Source organism: Veillonella parvula (assembly GCF_024461875.1).
Classification (GTDB): Bacteria; Bacillota; Negativicutes; order Veillonellales; family Veillonellaceae; genus Veillonella; species Veillonella parvula_I.
This window is the reverse complement of sequence record NZ_JANGAL010000003.1, coordinates 127,345-142,569: the sequence shown is the minus strand read 5'-3', so window position 1 is coordinate 142,569 and position 15,225 is coordinate 127,345. Positions and strand designations below refer to the sequence as shown.

The following is a 15,225-nucleotide window of genomic DNA, read 5'->3' as shown; positions in this document are numbered from 1 at the left end:
ACCTATTAATAAGAAACCTGTTAGACTATCTCATTTCAAAAACTTATAAAAATTTTTGATAACCTAATCATTTTTCTTTCAAGAAAAACCCCATACTTATGCGATTTTTCTTATTTCTTTACCTATAATTATAGAGAGCATTTCAGGTCATGTCTAAACCCTATTATGCATAATTAATTTTGATTAATCTAATTGATAATTTATTTCACTTAGCATTTTTAAGGTAAAAAGAGGAGTCAAAAAATTACCTATATGAATAATTTTTACAAGAAGTTAAGGATTTTACGAAAGTAGTTCGGTTCCGAAATTTTTCTATATTTTTATTTCCTTTGGTATCTATAGAATTCGCATAAACACTAGCTTTTTAATTATTGCTAACCATTCCTAATAATTAATATCCATTAAATTCCTACTAAATTTACCTCGAATTTAATCATCGAAAATTATCGTATTTCTCCGTTCATAACAAGCATTTATTTCTGTGATAATAATTATCATAAGTTTTTTTAGTGATTTATCGCACATCATCTAAAATCGATAAAATCACCCTCATCTATGCGCATACGGCAATCTTCGATATAGTTAGATTTTATTCATTAGCAGAATTCATTAAGTTTCAGTCTTTCACCATTTTTAAGGCTTTCAAAAATGAAGAAACGTCTTGTAAACTCGCATGTACATTCATCTTTTGCTCATTACTATTGTATAAGGTATGATAATAGATAAATAAGTTATATAATATTATATATATAGTCACCTTATATGGTGTTGTGGCTTTCAAAAAAAAGAAAGTTTATATATATAATGACTATAATTAATGTAGTTGGAGAGCTATATTTTTAAATCATACATAAGGAGAACAGAGAATGAAAATTTTACTTGTAGAAGACGAAGAAATGCTGAATGGTATCACGGCTAAATATTTACGCGCAGAAAATATGACAGTTGATACATGCTTTAACGGGCAACAAGCGATCGATTACGTTAACACATCTAGCTATGACGTTATCGTAATGGATATTATGATGCCAATCCTCGATGGTATCAGTGCTCTTGCACAAATGCGTAACGACGGTAATACAACACCTGTATTGCTTTTAACAGCAAAGGATTCCTTACAAGATAAAGTTACAGGCCTTAACACTGGTGCAGATGATTATCTTGTAAAGCCTTTCGATCTTGAAGAGTTAACCGCTCGTATTTATGCATTAGCTCGTCGTAATGCGCGTCATGCACAAAACGATATCCATGTAGGTCCACTTACCATCAATGTTCCTCAACGTACTGTTAAACGCGACGGCGAAACAATTACATTGACTGCAAAAGAATTCGACCTATTATTCTATTTAGCAAGTAACGAAAATATCGTATTATCTCGTCAACAAATCCTTGACCATGTTTGGGAATACGATTATGAAAGCTACTCTAACCTTATCGACGTATACATTAAAGATTTGCGCAAGAAAATTGATACTGATGAGAATGTAAAACTCATTCAAACGGTTCGTGGAGTAGGGTATGTCCTCAAAACAGAAAACTAATGATCCTCACCGAGATCTAGATACCATGTCTGGGGCAGCCACCGATTTATTTAATCGGCTGCCCCTAACCTTTAAAATTATGTCTTGGTATACCATCTTTTTGCTTATCATTTTGATGGTTGCATCCGCATGGATTTACGCATATACACATGAATCCGATAACAAAGAAGTGCGCGAACGCTTACAACAACAAGCGATGATTATGGCTACGGATATTCGCAAGTTTAAACCGTACCAAGATAATACATTCTTCTTTGTATCAACTCAAGACGGCTATATTATTAAAGGCGCCTTGCCAGATGGGTTTCCAAACCAAACAATCCTTTCCTTAGGCCAAGTTGGTGAAATTGCTGCTGGTGATGATACCTTCTACTACTACGATACTCCGGTCAACGAACCGAACTATCGTGGTATTTTGCGTGCTGTTACAAAAGTAAAAACAGCCTCTAAAAAGACGGAAAACCTTTTATACAGCTTACTATTAGGGAATATCATTTTCTTACTAATTTCCTCCCTAGGCGGTTATCTTTTCATCAAAAAAGGACTTAAACCGGTCCGAACTTTAACAAAAACAGCTAAAGTCATCGGTAAGAACAACGACTTGAGCCGTCGTATCGACATTCCAGCTCGCACAGCGAGAGATGAAATCTACGAACTAACTACAACATTTAACCGTATGATTTCAGGTCTTGAGGATTCTTCCAATCGTGAAAGACAATTTAGTTCTGACGTATCTCATGAGCTACGTACACCAATTGCCGTTATTAAAGCAGAAAGTGAATTTGCTTTAAAATACGGTCGTACAGAAGCAGATCTACGGGAAGGTTTAACACATATCTTAGAGCAAGCTAAGTTCATGACTAACCTCGTAAGCCAACTGCTTGATGTAGCCCGCCTTGAAAATGCACAAGGTCTAAGCTTTGCACCTGTCAATGTATCATTGATGTTATCCAATATGGTCCACGACTATACAAGACTCTGTACAGAAAATACAGATAAACAGATTACGATTACATCTCATATTGAGCCTAATTTACATATGAATGCTCACGAAGTATCATTACGTCGAGCTATCACAAACCTAGTGGACAATGCCATTAAGTTTACAAACTCTACTATTGATATTTCGGCTAAACTCGTAGGCAGAGACTTAGTCATTACCGTAACAGATAATGGTATTGGCATCGAACCTGAAGCTCTGGATCATATTTGGGATCGGATGTATCAGACAGAACAATCGCGAAATAAAAAGTCTAATCACGGCATCGGCCTAGGCCTATACTTTGTAAATAAAGTTATTAACTTACACCATGGCACAGTAACGGCCACGAGTGAACCACAAGTAAAAACTACATTTACCGTGCGATTGCCGTACAATACAACTGAAGAATAACACAAAAGGGACTGACCATTGGTCAGTCCCGTTTCTATATCTATTTTAATTCAAAAAGCCCATAATGTAGAATTAATTAAACCATAAAAAACTAGCATATAGAAGCTCCTTCTATATGCTAGTTTTTGTGTATTTAATTTTAAAACAACTTATTATAGATAATTAACTTTAGCCTACAAATTGTTGCCAAAACGGCATATATACATATTCTAAGAAGGTCCATACAATCAGACCCGCTACAGCACCAACGATAGCGCCATTAATACGAATCCAGCTGAGATCATCCTCCACCTTAGATTCAATAAAGTAAATAAATTTATCTGTACTGAGGCCACCTAATACTTGACGTATGATAGTTTCAATGAGGTCATACCCTTGTTCAAGTACGTAGTCGCCAATATCGTGTAAGGTTTTTTCAATACGATTTCTAAGATCGTCCGATTGACCGTATACATTCCATAATTCAAGAGCAATATTAACTAAAACCTGAGCCGGAGTCTCTCCGTTTTCATCCCCTACGAGCAATAGTTCTTCTATATAAGGGCATAAATGGTTTTCGATAACAGATTCCCAATCTTGTTCGCGAATCCAGCGTTCCCACGCTTCATTAAGAGCATCGCAGACTTCATGATTCTCTTCAATATTACGAATAGGTTCTACCCATTGTCGCAACCAAGCAGTTCGTTCGGGACTGTTTGGCCGCTTCCAGCTTTCCAGCATCGCATAGGCCTCTTGAACAATAGCCTCTGCCATTTCTTGATAGTTTACTACATCGGTAGCTTCGGACATAGAAATAAGGAAATCAGACCAGAAGCCTTTTCGCTTTTTCTTATGTGCCTCTTCTGCTACGACAGCAGTAAGCCAGGTAACCATAGCGGGATGATTAATCCGTTCTTGAATCACGTTTAGAACTTGCACAACCATACTTTCATAGCGATTATGCTCACATAAATCGAGTAATACGTGTTTCAAAACGGGCACGAGAGAATGTTGTTGAAGCAATCCACGAATGCGTTTTGCCCCCCATTGTGCCCATTCTTCATTAGTTTGAGATTTCCATAAAAGGTGTAGTCCTTGATGAATCACAAGACGTGCTGCTCGCTGCCCCTCAGGAGACAACAAGAACTTCTCAAACAATGGCACAAATTGCACATTTTTCAATAATACTTTACAACGCTCCTTGGTAAGCATCTTCGTCTCTACAAGTTTAATAACGCCATTAATGAGGCGATCTTTATTTCGAGGAATTAGCGCTGTATGATATGGGAAACCTAGTGGCTTACGGAATAATGCTGTTACAGCAAACCAGTCGGCCACACTACCGATGAGGGCAGATTGAACAGCCCAGTACAACGGTTGATACCAACTTTCATAGCCAAAGAAAAATTGTCCTACAAAAGCAAAACAATACAATACGGCAGTCAAGCCTAGAATGCCATTAGCACGCTGTTTCAAAGTAAGGGATTTCAAATAACTAATCATTTAAGCACCCCCTCTACAATGATGGTCAAACCGTATAAGATGCCGCCAAGGACAGCCCCTATGAGTGAACCATTAATACGCACCATTTGAAGGTCATAGTACATTTTGCCACGAACAATTTGAGTGATTTCATCAGGCGAGTAACGAGATAATTCCTGACCTACCACACTGTCGATGAGGGGGTTCAATTTCTGCAACCACGGAATACTACGCAACAAGAAGAACCGCTCAAACGGAGCCTGTTTGTCTGGATTCAACAAAATTTCGGTGCCGAGCACATTAAAGCGCTCCATAACGATGTCCATGAGGCGTTTCCAATCCAATGTATCCCCATCGATAAGTTTGCCTTCCCATTCTTCAAGAACCATTCTAATCCACTGATTTTTATGTTCTTCAATGAAAGCTTGCCACTCTGTATTAGTTTCCAAATTATTGAAAAAGCGAATAGCTTGGCCCCATACATAGCGCCCCAATGCAGAGTCAATAGATTCATTTTCCTTCAAGAATTGAACGGCTTTTTTCTGTACCGTTTCTACCAATCGTTCTGGTGAAAGTCCATCTCCGCCAAAGGCGATGGCCAATTCACGAAAGAAAGAATCCTTTGTATAAGTTTTCATAATGTCTAGCATGACGCGATACAAATACGGATATACCTGATTTGATGCGATAACACGCTGACATGTGCGGTTAAAATAAAGCCAAAACACGCTTGCTGTGTGACGTTCTAACATACAACGGCCAAAGAGAATAACAAGGGGTGTTGCTTTCCAGTTTGTAACCCCCTTATAAATGGCCTTATTAATCTCTTGACGCATCGGTTCAATATCCATATGAGATAAAACTTGATTGCCCACACCGTACAAGAGATTTCGAATTTGAACTTGTCCGACATCGCTCATGCCGTATTCAACGATACGGACCATAACGCGTTCTTTTTTGATAGCATAATACATCTGTGGCACGCGCAATAGCTCTTCGCTGAGCATAGTGCGGCCGATTTGAATTAATCGTTCCTTACTGCGCGGCAAGATTGCCGTTTTGAAAGGAATGCCTAAAGGCTTCGTAAAGAGAGCCGTTACTGCATACCAGTCCGCGAGGCCGCCTATCATAGCTGCCCCAGAGATATGCATGATAAAGGCCCAAAATGTATCATGTCGCTGTGGATATGAAATTAAAAATATAATAGCCATGACAACCAACAGGGTGGTTGCCACTGGTTTAGTTTTCATCATCACTTGATCCTAACTTACTCAATTACGCATATAGACTGTTCCTATATAACGTAGTGACCTCGAGGTCTACGGACTTTCACACTTATATCTACAATCTAAAATGTAGCCTCATCGCCATCTTTTTGAGGTTCCCAAATCGGCACCTCCCCAAAGAGAGCTTTAAAGTACACAGACGGTGTCCATAATGGACCATTCAAATGCATTGGAATAAAGGCTTTATTCACCTGTACACGGCGCAAAAATTCAATACTGCCCCACTCCATAGCGTCTTCCAAACGATTATCTACAGGGAACATCGCTACATCTACGGACAAGCCCTCTAATTCCTTGAACTCACGCCAAGCCATACGCTTTGCATCCGCATTGTTTTCTGGCGTATCACCAAGCCAATGCCACCAGTTAAGGTCTCCTGCATGGAAGATAGAGTCAGAGTCGATATTCGCCGTATTTGTCTTTACGTAAAAAGAACCACCTTCATCGGTGCTGCCATACATATGGATGCCTACATCATCTAATAGTGCATCTTGGCCAGGGCGCATGGTAATACATTTTTTTACCTTGCCCTCTAACGGCACATCTTGATGACAAATATAGCGCGTTTGAGGACCATCAAACTCCGTAATGGATGGGTTAAAGTGATCTCCATGAGTGTGACTTACGAAGAACCAAAGTTCACGACCTCGTTTAGCCAACTGCCAAACAATATTATTAGGATCCTTATAATAATCAAACACATAGCAACGCTTACCATCCTCTACGAGAAATCCGCTATGCGCTAAAAAAGTAACATGTAACATTATTATCAATACCTCTAATTTATTGAGAATTTATATCATTCGTATTTTTTATTATACCATATTTTTCTAAATACATGGCATAAACAAATGGCTATTCATGACACATATAAAGGACTTTTTTAAAGTCTTATCAAATATATAGTGCCCCATATGTATCATAATAAGGGCAGAAATGCCGCTGGCATTTCTTAGATACGGCCAGCGGCTTTCATATAGTCGATATATTGGTTACCCCAGTTTTCAAGGGAAGCTAATACAGTTTTAAAACCAGCTCCCACTTCGGTAAGGCTATATTCAACCTTAGGTGGAATGGTTCCATATACTTCACGATGTACAAGGCCATCATCTTCCATTTGGCGCAACGCTCTTGTAAGTGTAGCTTGTGTAATTGGATGTAATCTCCGTTCTAGTTCACGGAAGCGCACAGGACCTTCAGATAATTCATGCATAATCAACAAAGACCATTTGCCAGCCAATAACTTTTGACTCGTTGCAAAAGGACATCTGCCAACTAGATCATGAACATTTACGAGTTGCTCTGCCATTGTCATTCTCCTTATATATCTAGCTTAAGTAGCTTGTTATAACAAAATTAACATCTATAACTAAGCTACTCTTTATAGCTACACTACAATTTCTATTTCGGTATTAGAAATATTTCCACTTAATGTAGTTCAAATCATATCACAATTTTTTAGAATTGCAAGTATTTTATAGTATCATTTTTTAGGGTACAAAAATTTTTGAAAAATTTTTAATCAGTAAATATCACAATTCTATCATATTTGATAGTACCTATCTCAAATAATTCTACTATTCAAAATATTTGCACCAATATATAATAAACTTACTAACTAAATACAATTATCGGTTGGTGAATCAATAACTATTAAATTTAGTCATCAACATTTATAGCTAAACAATTGTATCAATTTTACAGCATTAAACAGATTACACATTATCAATTCAAGGATTAGGTGATATTATGAAACGCATGCCTACACTATTCGTCGGTCACGGCAGTCCTATGATGGCCTTAGAACATACAGAAACAACAAATACTTTCAAAAGTATAGGACAAAATATAATTAACAACTATGGCAAACCAAAAGCCATACTCGCCATCTCCGCCCATTGGTATGCAGATGGCACATACATTCAAAGTGCAGAGAAGCCAAAACAAATTTACGATATGTATGGATTCCCTCAAGAACTTTACAAAGTTGTGTATCCTGCAAAGGGTGACAGCAATTTAACAAAAAAAGTACAAAAATTACTGGGTAATTCCGTTTCTATAAATGACACTTGGGGTATCGATCACGGCTTGTGGACCGTGTTAGTTCACATGTTCCCTGATGCATCAATTCCAGTTGTCCAACTATCTATCAACAAATACCTAAGCCCAAAAGAAGCCTATCAACTAGGAACAAAGCTTCAGTCATTACGCGATGAAGGCTATCTTATCATGGGCAGCGGCAACATCGTTCATAATCTAAGACGCATAGAATGGGATAATCCATCTGGCACCTCCGCCACAATTGAGTTTGACCAATATATTTCTAAAGCAATCTTAGAAAATGATGTAGATACTGTTGTTAATTACACCCAACATCCTCAGGCTAGCTATGCTGCACCTACACCAGATCACTATCTGCCATTACTCTATATTATGGGTGCTAGTGAAAGTGCAAAACCGACTGTATTTAATCAAACCTATAATTCAGGTTCCCTATCGATGACAGGTTTTATATTTGAAGATGAGCCTCAAAACATACTTTAAGCCCATAATGATACAAAAAATCTCCTAGGAAATTTTGTTTCCTATTCACATAAAACTTTACATTAGTATGTATAAACAAAAATAAATAAATATATATATATATATTTATTTATATTTATTTATGCAAAAGAACCGCTAGTTACAAAAACTAGCGGTTCTTTTCTTTACCATACTAATGACTCTACTAAATGAGTTTTTTAATGAAAGCTTCCATTTCCATCGGTTTTACAACAGGCTCGAAGCGCCCTACCACATTACCTTTACGATCTATAACAAACTTAGTGAAGTTCCACTTTACCTCATCGTCCTTTAAATAATTAGGATCGATACCATTGAGATAATCTATAAGCATTTCAGTTTTATCACTAGGTGGGAAGCCTTGGAATGGTTGTTCCCGTATCATGTATTTGAAAAGGTCTAATGCACTTTCATCGCGTACATCTGCTTTCCCCATAACGGTAAAAGTAACACCGTAATTCAATTTGCAGAAAGATTGGATTTCGTTATTAGAACCAGGTTCTTCCTCTCCAAATTGATTGGAAGGAACAGCAATAATTTCTAATCCTTGCTCTTTATATTGCTTATAAAGAGCCTCTAGACCCTCATATTGGTGAGTAAATCCACATTTGCTCGCCGTGTTAACAATGATAAGAACCTTACCTTCATAAGTTTGTAAGGATTGTAATTCACCAGACTTAGTAGGCAGGGAAAATTGATATACAGACATGGAATCTCCTAATTTAAATTAAAAATCTTTATTACACTAATAATGTTTTCACATCATAATTAAATTTTGCCGTTGTTTCCGCCGCAGTTTTTTGCCATTCTGTTGTTGCTGTACCATCTTTTTCAAGGAAGAATCCAGAATCAAGATAGCGAATGATAATATAATTGGAATCTTTTTGATCAAAGCCATTACCACGAGTGAAATCGATACCATGACCTGTATTGCGCGTTACGATAGCTTCCAACAAAGGCAACGTAATGGCATTCAACGTAATTTTCATATCACATTTGTCGAAAATCTTTTTAAAGAAAGAACTAGGTTTTTCTTCTTTATATACTAATAGTTTACTAATTGTACCATTAGATGCACACACTACGCGACGAATTTCATTAATAGGAATATCTACCTTACCATTCGAGATAACACCGTTTTTAATGGTAATTTCTCGTTTACCCATGTAGGAGTAATCTAGTGGTAATTGAAGAGTGTCTAAATTTGCAGGGAAGTCCGCTGTCAATTTATGGCGAGCAAAGGCAGCAATGATTGCTTTAGTTTCACGAATATTATGACCAGCATTAGATTCTGTACGGTCCGTATCTAAATCTTGACCTTCTATATTTTTCCAATTATGGTCTCTAAATATAATCGAATAATTACTATTTGAATTTAAATATCTTGTAAGATGAAGCTCATTTACATCATCAAAATCAATGTCAGTTATCACCTGACCATTTGCATCTTTGCAGAGTACACCATTGTAACTAACCGTCAATATACGATCCGTACTTTCAAAAACAACAGGATTTGTGTCGAATACAGAAATCATAGCCCTCTCCTTTTCACGACTTCAAACATAACTACACCTGTATATATCAAGTGCATTTACTCAATATATTGATTAAATATATTAATCAAATATAGTTAATTTAATCATACACCTTCTATATGTATTTACGCAAATGAGATATTTTCACTATATATAGTTACAAACTCATAATTTTTAAGATAACAAAAGACACCAACCATTCGATTGGTGTCTTTACTACATACAAGGAGCCATTTTGTAATAGCTCCTTGTCATTATACAGATGATATTATAATCTATTTCATGTCAAACAAAACAGAGTTTTCTAAGAAAATATGTTCATGCAGGCCTTCTTCTAAGGCTTTCATGGTCTTAAATACATACACATAAGTAGCACAGCCATCTGCTGGTGCTGTGTACTGGTTGGTCAATGCACTTAAGGATTCCAAAAGTACACCTGCAGCTTCGTGTTCAGCCCGAAGTTCTTCAAAGTCTACGGGTTTACCCGCTTTAAACTCAGGGAAGTCTACATGCTCTTCATGCCGGAAATGAGGTACAAGAGCGGATTTGAGTTGCAAAAAGGTTTGATAAATCTTTGTCAATTCCTCACCATGATGGTCATAATGTACATTTAGCAGTTTTGCCAACCCTTGGTCAATTTCATCAATCATATTTAATTGTTCTCTATGATAGGTATGAACAATGTAATCAATCAATTGGTCTTTAGAATAGCTAAGCACCTCTGCACGAGAAGATTTCTGAGCAACTTGTACATCATTTAGCATAGCAATGTATGCATCCACATCTTTACCTTTTTCTGCAATAGCCTCCGCTAAAGGATGTCCACCACCACAGCAAAAATCAATTCCATCTTTTGCTAATACATCCATTAACTCTGGATTTACTTTAACCGCATCAGCTACGGTCATGGATTTATTAATAGTCCCAAAACTCATAAGATACACCTCCAATGGTTTACGCCGATCTATTTTCTTATAGTTATACTATACGGCCAACCATGGATTCTGTCTGTCGCAGTGGCTACGAATTTGAAAGTAACATGACAATAATGGTAACGCTGTAAGAAATAACATAGCGTGATGAATATAAAAATATATGGATATATGTTGAACATACAAAAAGCTGGCCTTATAGAGCCAGCTTTCAGCATATCAAAACATATATAACATATGTGTATATATAATTGTTTAGGCAGCTATTAAATGCTTTCAACAGCAGCGATAGCAGCAACGTCTACAACGTCTTGAGCAGAGCAGCCACGAGAAAGGTCATGAACTGGTTTAGCCAAGCCTTGAATCAATGGGCCAAGAGCATCAGCGCCGGAGAAGCGTTGTACCAATTTGTAACCAATGTTAGCAGCTTGAAGATCAGGGAAGATCAAGATGTTAGCTTTACCAGCTACGTTGGAGCCAGGAGCTTTCTTTTCTGCTACGGAAGGAACGATGGAAGCGTCCAATTGTAATTCGCCGTCAAATTTGAAATCAACGTTGCGTTCTTTCAAGATGTTAACAGCTTCAACCACTTTATCTACTTCTGGAGTGGAAGCGGAACCTTTTGTGGAGAAGGACAACATGGATACGCGAGGGTCAGCCATACCAACAACTTTGCGAGCTTTTTCTACAGTGGATTCTGCAATATCAGCCAATTGTTCGCTAGTTGGATTAGGCAATACGCCGCAGTCAGAGAATACTAGCATACCGTCGTCGCCATATTCTTTTTTGCTTGTGAACATGAACATGGAAGAAGATACAGTTTTAAGACCTGGTTTAGTACCTACAACTTGCAATGCAGCGCGCAATACGTTTGCTGTTGGGCAAGCGGAACCAGCAACCATGCCATCTACTGCGCCAAGGCGAACAAGCATAGCGCCGAAGAACAAGCAATCGCCTTTCATAGTTGCGTCAGCTTTTTCAGGAGTCATACCTTTTTTAGCGCGCAATTCTACGAATGTATCAACCATTTCTTGGTAACGATCGTAGTTAGCAGGATCGATGATTTCAGCACCTTCAATGGATACACCAACAGCTTTAGCAGCTTCAGCGATTTCAGCAGGGCTACCAACGAGTACAGGTGTTACGAAACCTTCTTTCAAAATAATTTCAGTTGCTTTCAATACGCGTTCATCTTTGTATTCTGGCAACACGATTTTTTTACCTAATGGTTTTACTTGGTCTTTTAATTTTTGAATTAAATCCACGATTTTTGCCTCCTTAACATTGGCTTTACGCCATATCAATACTATTATTATAGCAAATTCAACCTATTGGTAAAAGTAAAAATTATTTCTTAACATATCATTCCTAGTATTATACTCTTTTGTGAAAGTTGGAACTCATTCCAACTTTTCTCAATTTTAACTATCAACTTGGATTTCATTCCAACTTTTTATCATTTTAAATATAAGATTGGATTAGATTCCTAATTTTTTAATTTAAAACCTAACGCCTCAAATAAGTTTTATCTACGAACTACATACCAATAATTGAACTCTTTACACATACACGCTACAATAATAGAAATAAAATACGGATAGCAAAATGCCAATTTATATTCCTTATACACTCATTTAGGAGGGCTTATGGCAAATACTGAGACAACAATCAACGCCGTTATAAATCCAGAAAATAACGAAACGCCTATAGACATAGAGAAAACGATTAAAGCCTTGGAGCGAAATAAATTTGTAGTTCATTATTTTGAAACAGGCGCAGAAGCTATTTCCTATTTAAAAGGCCGTATTCAAAATAAACGTGTAGCCATCGGTGATTCTCACACCTTATTGGAGCTCAAGGTTCATGATGTCTTAGCCCAGGTCAACGATGACATAACAGATATTCAACGTCCGCTTCCCGGTGAAAGCTTCCGCGACACCGCATTACGCACCATGGGCCGTGATGTATTCCTCACCTCAGTCAACGCTCTTGCTCAGACGGGAGAGATGGTGAATATCGATGGTACGGGTAATCGTGTTGCAGCCTCTTTATTCGGCTCTCAGGAGGTATTTTTTGTGCTAGGCCTCAACAAAATCACGCCAGATTTAGCTTCCGCCATCTATCGCGCACGAAATGTAGCCGCTCCGCTCAACAGTAAAAAGAATAAAAAGAGTTCTCTCAATCCATGTGCTACATTAGAAGAAAAATGCTATGACTGTGGTTCTCCGGATCGTATATGCAATGCATTAACGATTTACTATAAAAAGATGCGCAATATGCAAACCATGGAAGTCATCATCATTAATGAATCTTTAGGCTTCTAATTGTTTGCGGCCCATTCAAAAAATCTTGTATGTTCATTTCTCCAAGTCCATATATGACTCTATAAATTGTAGACCACCGAGGATCTACGGCACCACTTTCAAGGTCACTAATATAAGATTGGGCTAAACCCGATTTATCTGCCAATTGATATTGAGTCATTCCCAATTGTCTACGCCAAAGTAAAATCAATACACCAAGCTTGTGAACTTCTTCTCGAACTTGTAGATCTTGACAACATACGATAGGATTCATGGCAGCCTCTATCTACTTTCTCCCTCAACACATATTTATGCCTTTACTATAAATCTAGGCTCAATCATTTCCTAGTAATGGTTGAAAAGCGATAACACAAAAGCCTTAACAAAAACTAATGCACCAATTAGTTTAGTTAAGGTTTTTTTATATGTATTATATGTAGCGTAATATTTCATCATTTCGTGAAATTTCAGTATATATAAAACTTATTATCATTAAAAATACAGATAGTAAATCAGAAATACAGGTATTATCTATATATTGCAATTTTTATACAGTATTCATACATTATGCATACACTTGATTTATAAAATTACCTGGCGCTATTTAGCACTATTAATACTACAAGAAGACTATACGATATATAGTAAATACGCAATATTGTTAAAATACATTTAGGAATAATAAGTCTATTCATAATACAAAAGGACTATACAGTTCAACTGTATAGTCCTTTCTATGTATTCATATAACATTATTGATTTGCACTTTCTTGTGCTTTTTTGATTTCCATGTATTTTACCATGCCATCAACAGCTTTTTTAGCTTCACGCATAGCCAATACTACGGTAGCAGGTTTGTGAACAACGTCACCACCTGCAAATACGCCTTCACGACTAGTCATACCATATGGATCTTCAGATGTAATAATATAACCTTTTTCATCTACTTTTAAGTTATTACCTTCACCTACAAGACGAGCATTTGGTTTATGACCTGCAGCGATAATGATTTTATCAACAGGCATGACTTGGAAGTTACCAGTACCGTGGATACCTGCACCATCTTCGTTAAGCGCCATCACTTCATATTTGAAGCCTTCAACCTTATCTGTACCTTCTACGCCTACTGGAGAAGCGAACCATTGGAATTGAACGCCTTCAGCACGGGCTTCTTCGTATTCAGACAACAAGGCTGGCATTTGTTCTTGGCTACGACGATATGCTACTGTTACCGCTTCGCAGCCTAAACGTACGCATGTACGAGCCGCATCCATCGCTACGTTACCACCGCCGATGATGATAACACGGTCTCCTTTTTTAACAGGAATTTGATTTTCATCAAGTTCCCCATTTTCTACCAATTGTACATTCGTCAACAAGTACATTGCTTGGAATACACCAGGTACTTCATCGTTTTCCATGCGCACGTCTTGAGGAATATGCGTACCAGTACCGATGAAGATAGAATCATATCCTTCAGCAAAGAGATCGTCCAAAGTTTTATCTTGGCCGATAAATGTATTGCATACGAACTTAACGCCTAACCCTTCAAGACGAGCGATCTCACGACGTACAACGGCTTTAGACAAGCGGAATTCCGGAATACCAAATAAGAGTACGCCCCCTGGTTCAGATTGACCTTCAAATACGGTTACTTCATAACCGAGTTTAGCCACATCACCTGCTACGGACAAACCTGCAGGACCAGACCCTACTACCGCTACCTTACCAAGATCTTGTTTAATCTTCTTAGGTTTGCGAAGTTCATTGATGCTTTCAAAGTCAGCAGCGAAGCGTTCCAATTTACCAATGTTAATAGGCGGTTTTTTCGCCTTATTCATGATACAGTTGCCTTCGCATTGATTTTCTCGTGGGCACACGCGACCGCAGATAGACGGTAAATTTGTTCGTTCCGCCAAGATATCATTAGCTTCACCAAAATTACCACGTGCGATAGCTTGGATGAAACGAGGTATTTCGTTTTCAATAGGACAGCCCATACGGCACAATGGCTTTGGACAATTTAAACAACGTTTCGCCTCTGCGAGCGCTTCCTCCATCGTATAATCCGCATCAAAATGTAGTGGTTTTAATTCGTTACTCATGGCACATGCCTCCTAACAAGGATCCAGTACTATACTTACAGCGTTGCATGCACCCAAGCATTCCGATGAGCCCTCTCACATAGGGACGCCGCCACATGCTGCTAACA

General features: G+C 37.8%; 14 protein-coding genes. 4 read left to right on the top strand and 10 right to left on the bottom strand.

The window, feature by feature from the left end; genetic code table 11:
- The first annotated feature begins 866 nt into the window (after nt 1–866).
- Both NE668_RS06505 and NE668_RS06500 read left to right on the top strand, forming a co-directional pair.
- A complete protein-coding gene (locus NE668_RS06505) occupies nt 867–1,541 on the top strand; it encodes a response regulator transcription factor (RefSeq protein ID WP_004698139.1) in 675 nt (224 codons plus the stop codon).
- Entirely contained in the window at nt 1,519–2,934 is a 1,416-nt protein-coding gene (locus tag NE668_RS06500; RefSeq protein ID WP_038150483.1) for a sensor histidine kinase, read from the top strand. Before NE668_RS06505 ends, NE668_RS06500 begins: the two co-directional genes overlap by 23 nt.
- Nucleotides 2,935–3,102: 168 nt before the next feature.
- On the opposite strand, the gene NE668_RS06495 is transcribed toward NE668_RS06500, so the two are convergent.
- The 4 genes from NE668_RS06495 to NE668_RS06480 form a co-directional block, all read right to left on the bottom strand.
- Nucleotides 3,103–4,416, bottom strand: coding sequence for a DUF445 domain-containing protein (locus tag NE668_RS06495; RefSeq protein WP_227037264.1), 1,314 nt, complete (start codon nt 4,414–4,416; stop codon nt 3,103–3,105).
- Nucleotides 4,413–5,648: a DUF445 family protein gene (locus tag NE668_RS06490; RefSeq protein WP_004694645.1), complete on the bottom strand. Its 1,236-nt coding sequence runs from the start codon at nt 5,646–5,648 to the stop codon at nt 4,413–4,415. Before NE668_RS06490 ends, NE668_RS06495 begins: the two co-directional genes overlap by 4 nt.
- A 95-nt stretch (nt 5,649–5,743) precedes the next feature.
- Nucleotides 5,744–6,445, bottom strand: a complete 702-nt coding sequence (locus NE668_RS06485) for an MBL fold metallo-hydrolase (protein WP_060918950.1) — start codon at nt 6,443–6,445, stop codon at nt 5,744–5,746.
- 188 nt (nt 6,446–6,633) lie between these two features.
- On the bottom strand, nt 6,634–6,990 hold the full coding sequence (locus NE668_RS06480; RefSeq protein WP_004694640.1) for a winged helix-turn-helix transcriptional regulator: 357 nt from the start codon (nt 6,988–6,990) through the stop codon (nt 6,634–6,636).
- 440 nt (nt 6,991–7,430) lie between these two features.
- Here NE668_RS06480 and ygiD point away from each other — a divergent pair, with 440 nt between their 5' ends.
- Complete coding sequence (gene ygiD / locus NE668_RS06475) at nt 7,431–8,225, top strand: 4,5-DOPA-extradiol-dioxygenase (protein WP_120055017.1); 795 nt, start codon at nt 7,431–7,433, stop codon at nt 8,223–8,225.
- Nucleotides 8,226–8,409: 184 nt separating this feature from the next.
- Here the strand turns inward: ygiD and NE668_RS06470 are convergent, their stop codons facing one another.
- The 4 genes from NE668_RS06470 to pta all read right to left on the bottom strand — a co-directional run bounded on the left by NE668_RS06470 (nt 8,410) and on the right by pta (nt 11,975).
- Nucleotides 8,410–8,952: a glutathione peroxidase gene (locus tag NE668_RS06470; protein ID WP_227037263.1), complete on the bottom strand. Its 543-nt coding sequence runs from the start codon at nt 8,950–8,952 to the stop codon at nt 8,410–8,412.
- A 31-nt stretch (nt 8,953–8,983) separates the two neighbouring features.
- Nucleotides 8,984–9,778, bottom strand: a complete 795-nt coding sequence (locus NE668_RS06465; protein WP_120055019.1) for a hypothetical protein — start codon at nt 9,776–9,778, stop codon at nt 8,984–8,986.
- Between the two features lie 275 nt (nt 9,779–10,053).
- On the bottom strand, nt 10,054–10,713 hold the full coding sequence (locus NE668_RS06460; RefSeq protein ID WP_004694630.1) for a DUF542 domain-containing protein: 660 nt from the start codon (nt 10,711–10,713) through the stop codon (nt 10,054–10,056).
- 263 nt (nt 10,714–10,976) lie between these two features.
- Nucleotides 10,977–11,975, bottom strand: a complete 999-nt coding sequence (gene pta, locus NE668_RS06455; protein WP_012864922.1) for a phosphate acetyltransferase — start codon at nt 11,973–11,975, stop codon at nt 10,977–10,979.
- 381 nt (nt 11,976–12,356) lie between these two features.
- On the opposite strand from pta, the gene NE668_RS06450 reads away from it, so the two are divergent.
- Nucleotides 12,357–13,034, top strand: a complete 678-nt coding sequence (locus NE668_RS06450; RefSeq protein WP_227037262.1) for a lactate utilization protein — start codon at nt 12,357–12,359, stop codon at nt 13,032–13,034.
- Here NE668_RS06450 and NE668_RS06445 read toward each other — a convergent pair.
- Nucleotides 13,012–13,287, bottom strand: coding sequence for a helix-turn-helix domain-containing protein (locus NE668_RS06445; protein ID WP_227037261.1), 276 nt, complete (start codon nt 13,285–13,287; stop codon nt 13,012–13,014). The genes NE668_RS06450 and NE668_RS06445 overlap by 23 nt on opposite strands.
- Nucleotides 13,288–13,765: 478 nt before the next feature.
- Nucleotides 13,766–15,118 (bottom strand): NAD(P)-dependent oxidoreductase, encoded by a 1,353-nt coding sequence (locus NE668_RS06440; RefSeq protein WP_004694624.1) that lies wholly within the window; start codon nt 15,116–15,118, stop codon nt 13,766–13,768.
- Nucleotides 15,119–15,225: the final 107 nt, after the last annotated feature.

What these genes read in the sequence shown, in the direction of transcription:
- NE668_RS06450 (WP_227037262.1), top strand. Translation starts at nt 12,357, where the DNA reads ATGGCAAATACTGAGACAACAATCAACGCCGTTATAAATCCAGAAAAT.
- NE668_RS06490 (WP_004694645.1), bottom strand. Translation starts at nt 5,648, where the DNA reads ATGATGAAAACTAAACCAGTGGCAACCACCCTGTTGGTTGTCATGGCT.
- NE668_RS06470 (WP_227037263.1), bottom strand. Translation starts at nt 8,952, where the DNA reads ATGTCTGTATATCAATTTTCCCTGCCTACTAAGTCTGGTGAATTACAA.
- NE668_RS06465 (WP_120055019.1), bottom strand. Translation starts at nt 9,778, where the DNA reads ATGATTTCTGTATTCGACACAAATCCTGTTGTTTTTGAAAGTACGGAT.
- ygiD (WP_120055017.1), top strand. Translation starts at nt 7,431, where the DNA reads ATGAAACGCATGCCTACACTATTCGTCGGTCACGGCAGTCCTATGATG.
- NE668_RS06505 (WP_004698139.1), top strand. Translation starts at nt 867, where the DNA reads ATGAAAATTTTACTTGTAGAAGACGAAGAAATGCTGAATGGTATCACG.
- NE668_RS06485 (WP_060918950.1), bottom strand. Translation starts at nt 6,445, where the DNA reads ATGTTACATGTTACTTTTTTAGCGCATAGCGGATTTCTCGTAGAGGAT.
- NE668_RS06500 (WP_038150483.1), top strand. Translation starts at nt 1,519, where the DNA reads ATGTCCTCAAAACAGAAAACTAATGATCCTCACCGAGATCTAGATACC.
- NE668_RS06460 (WP_004694630.1), bottom strand. Translation starts at nt 10,713, where the DNA reads ATGAGTTTTGGGACTATTAATAAATCCATGACCGTAGCTGATGCGGTT.
- NE668_RS06440 (WP_004694624.1), bottom strand. Translation starts at nt 15,118, where the DNA reads ATGAGTAACGAATTAAAACCACTACATTTTGATGCGGATTATACGATG.
- NE668_RS06480 (WP_004694640.1), bottom strand. Translation starts at nt 6,990, where the DNA reads ATGGCAGAGCAACTCGTAAATGTTCATGATCTAGTTGGCAGATGTCCT.
- NE668_RS06445 (WP_227037261.1), bottom strand. Translation starts at nt 13,287, where the DNA reads ATGAATCCTATCGTATGTTGTCAAGATCTACAAGTTCGAGAAGAAGTT.
- NE668_RS06495 (WP_227037264.1), bottom strand. Translation starts at nt 4,416, where the DNA reads ATGATTAGTTATTTGAAATCCCTTACTTTGAAACAGCGTGCTAATGGC.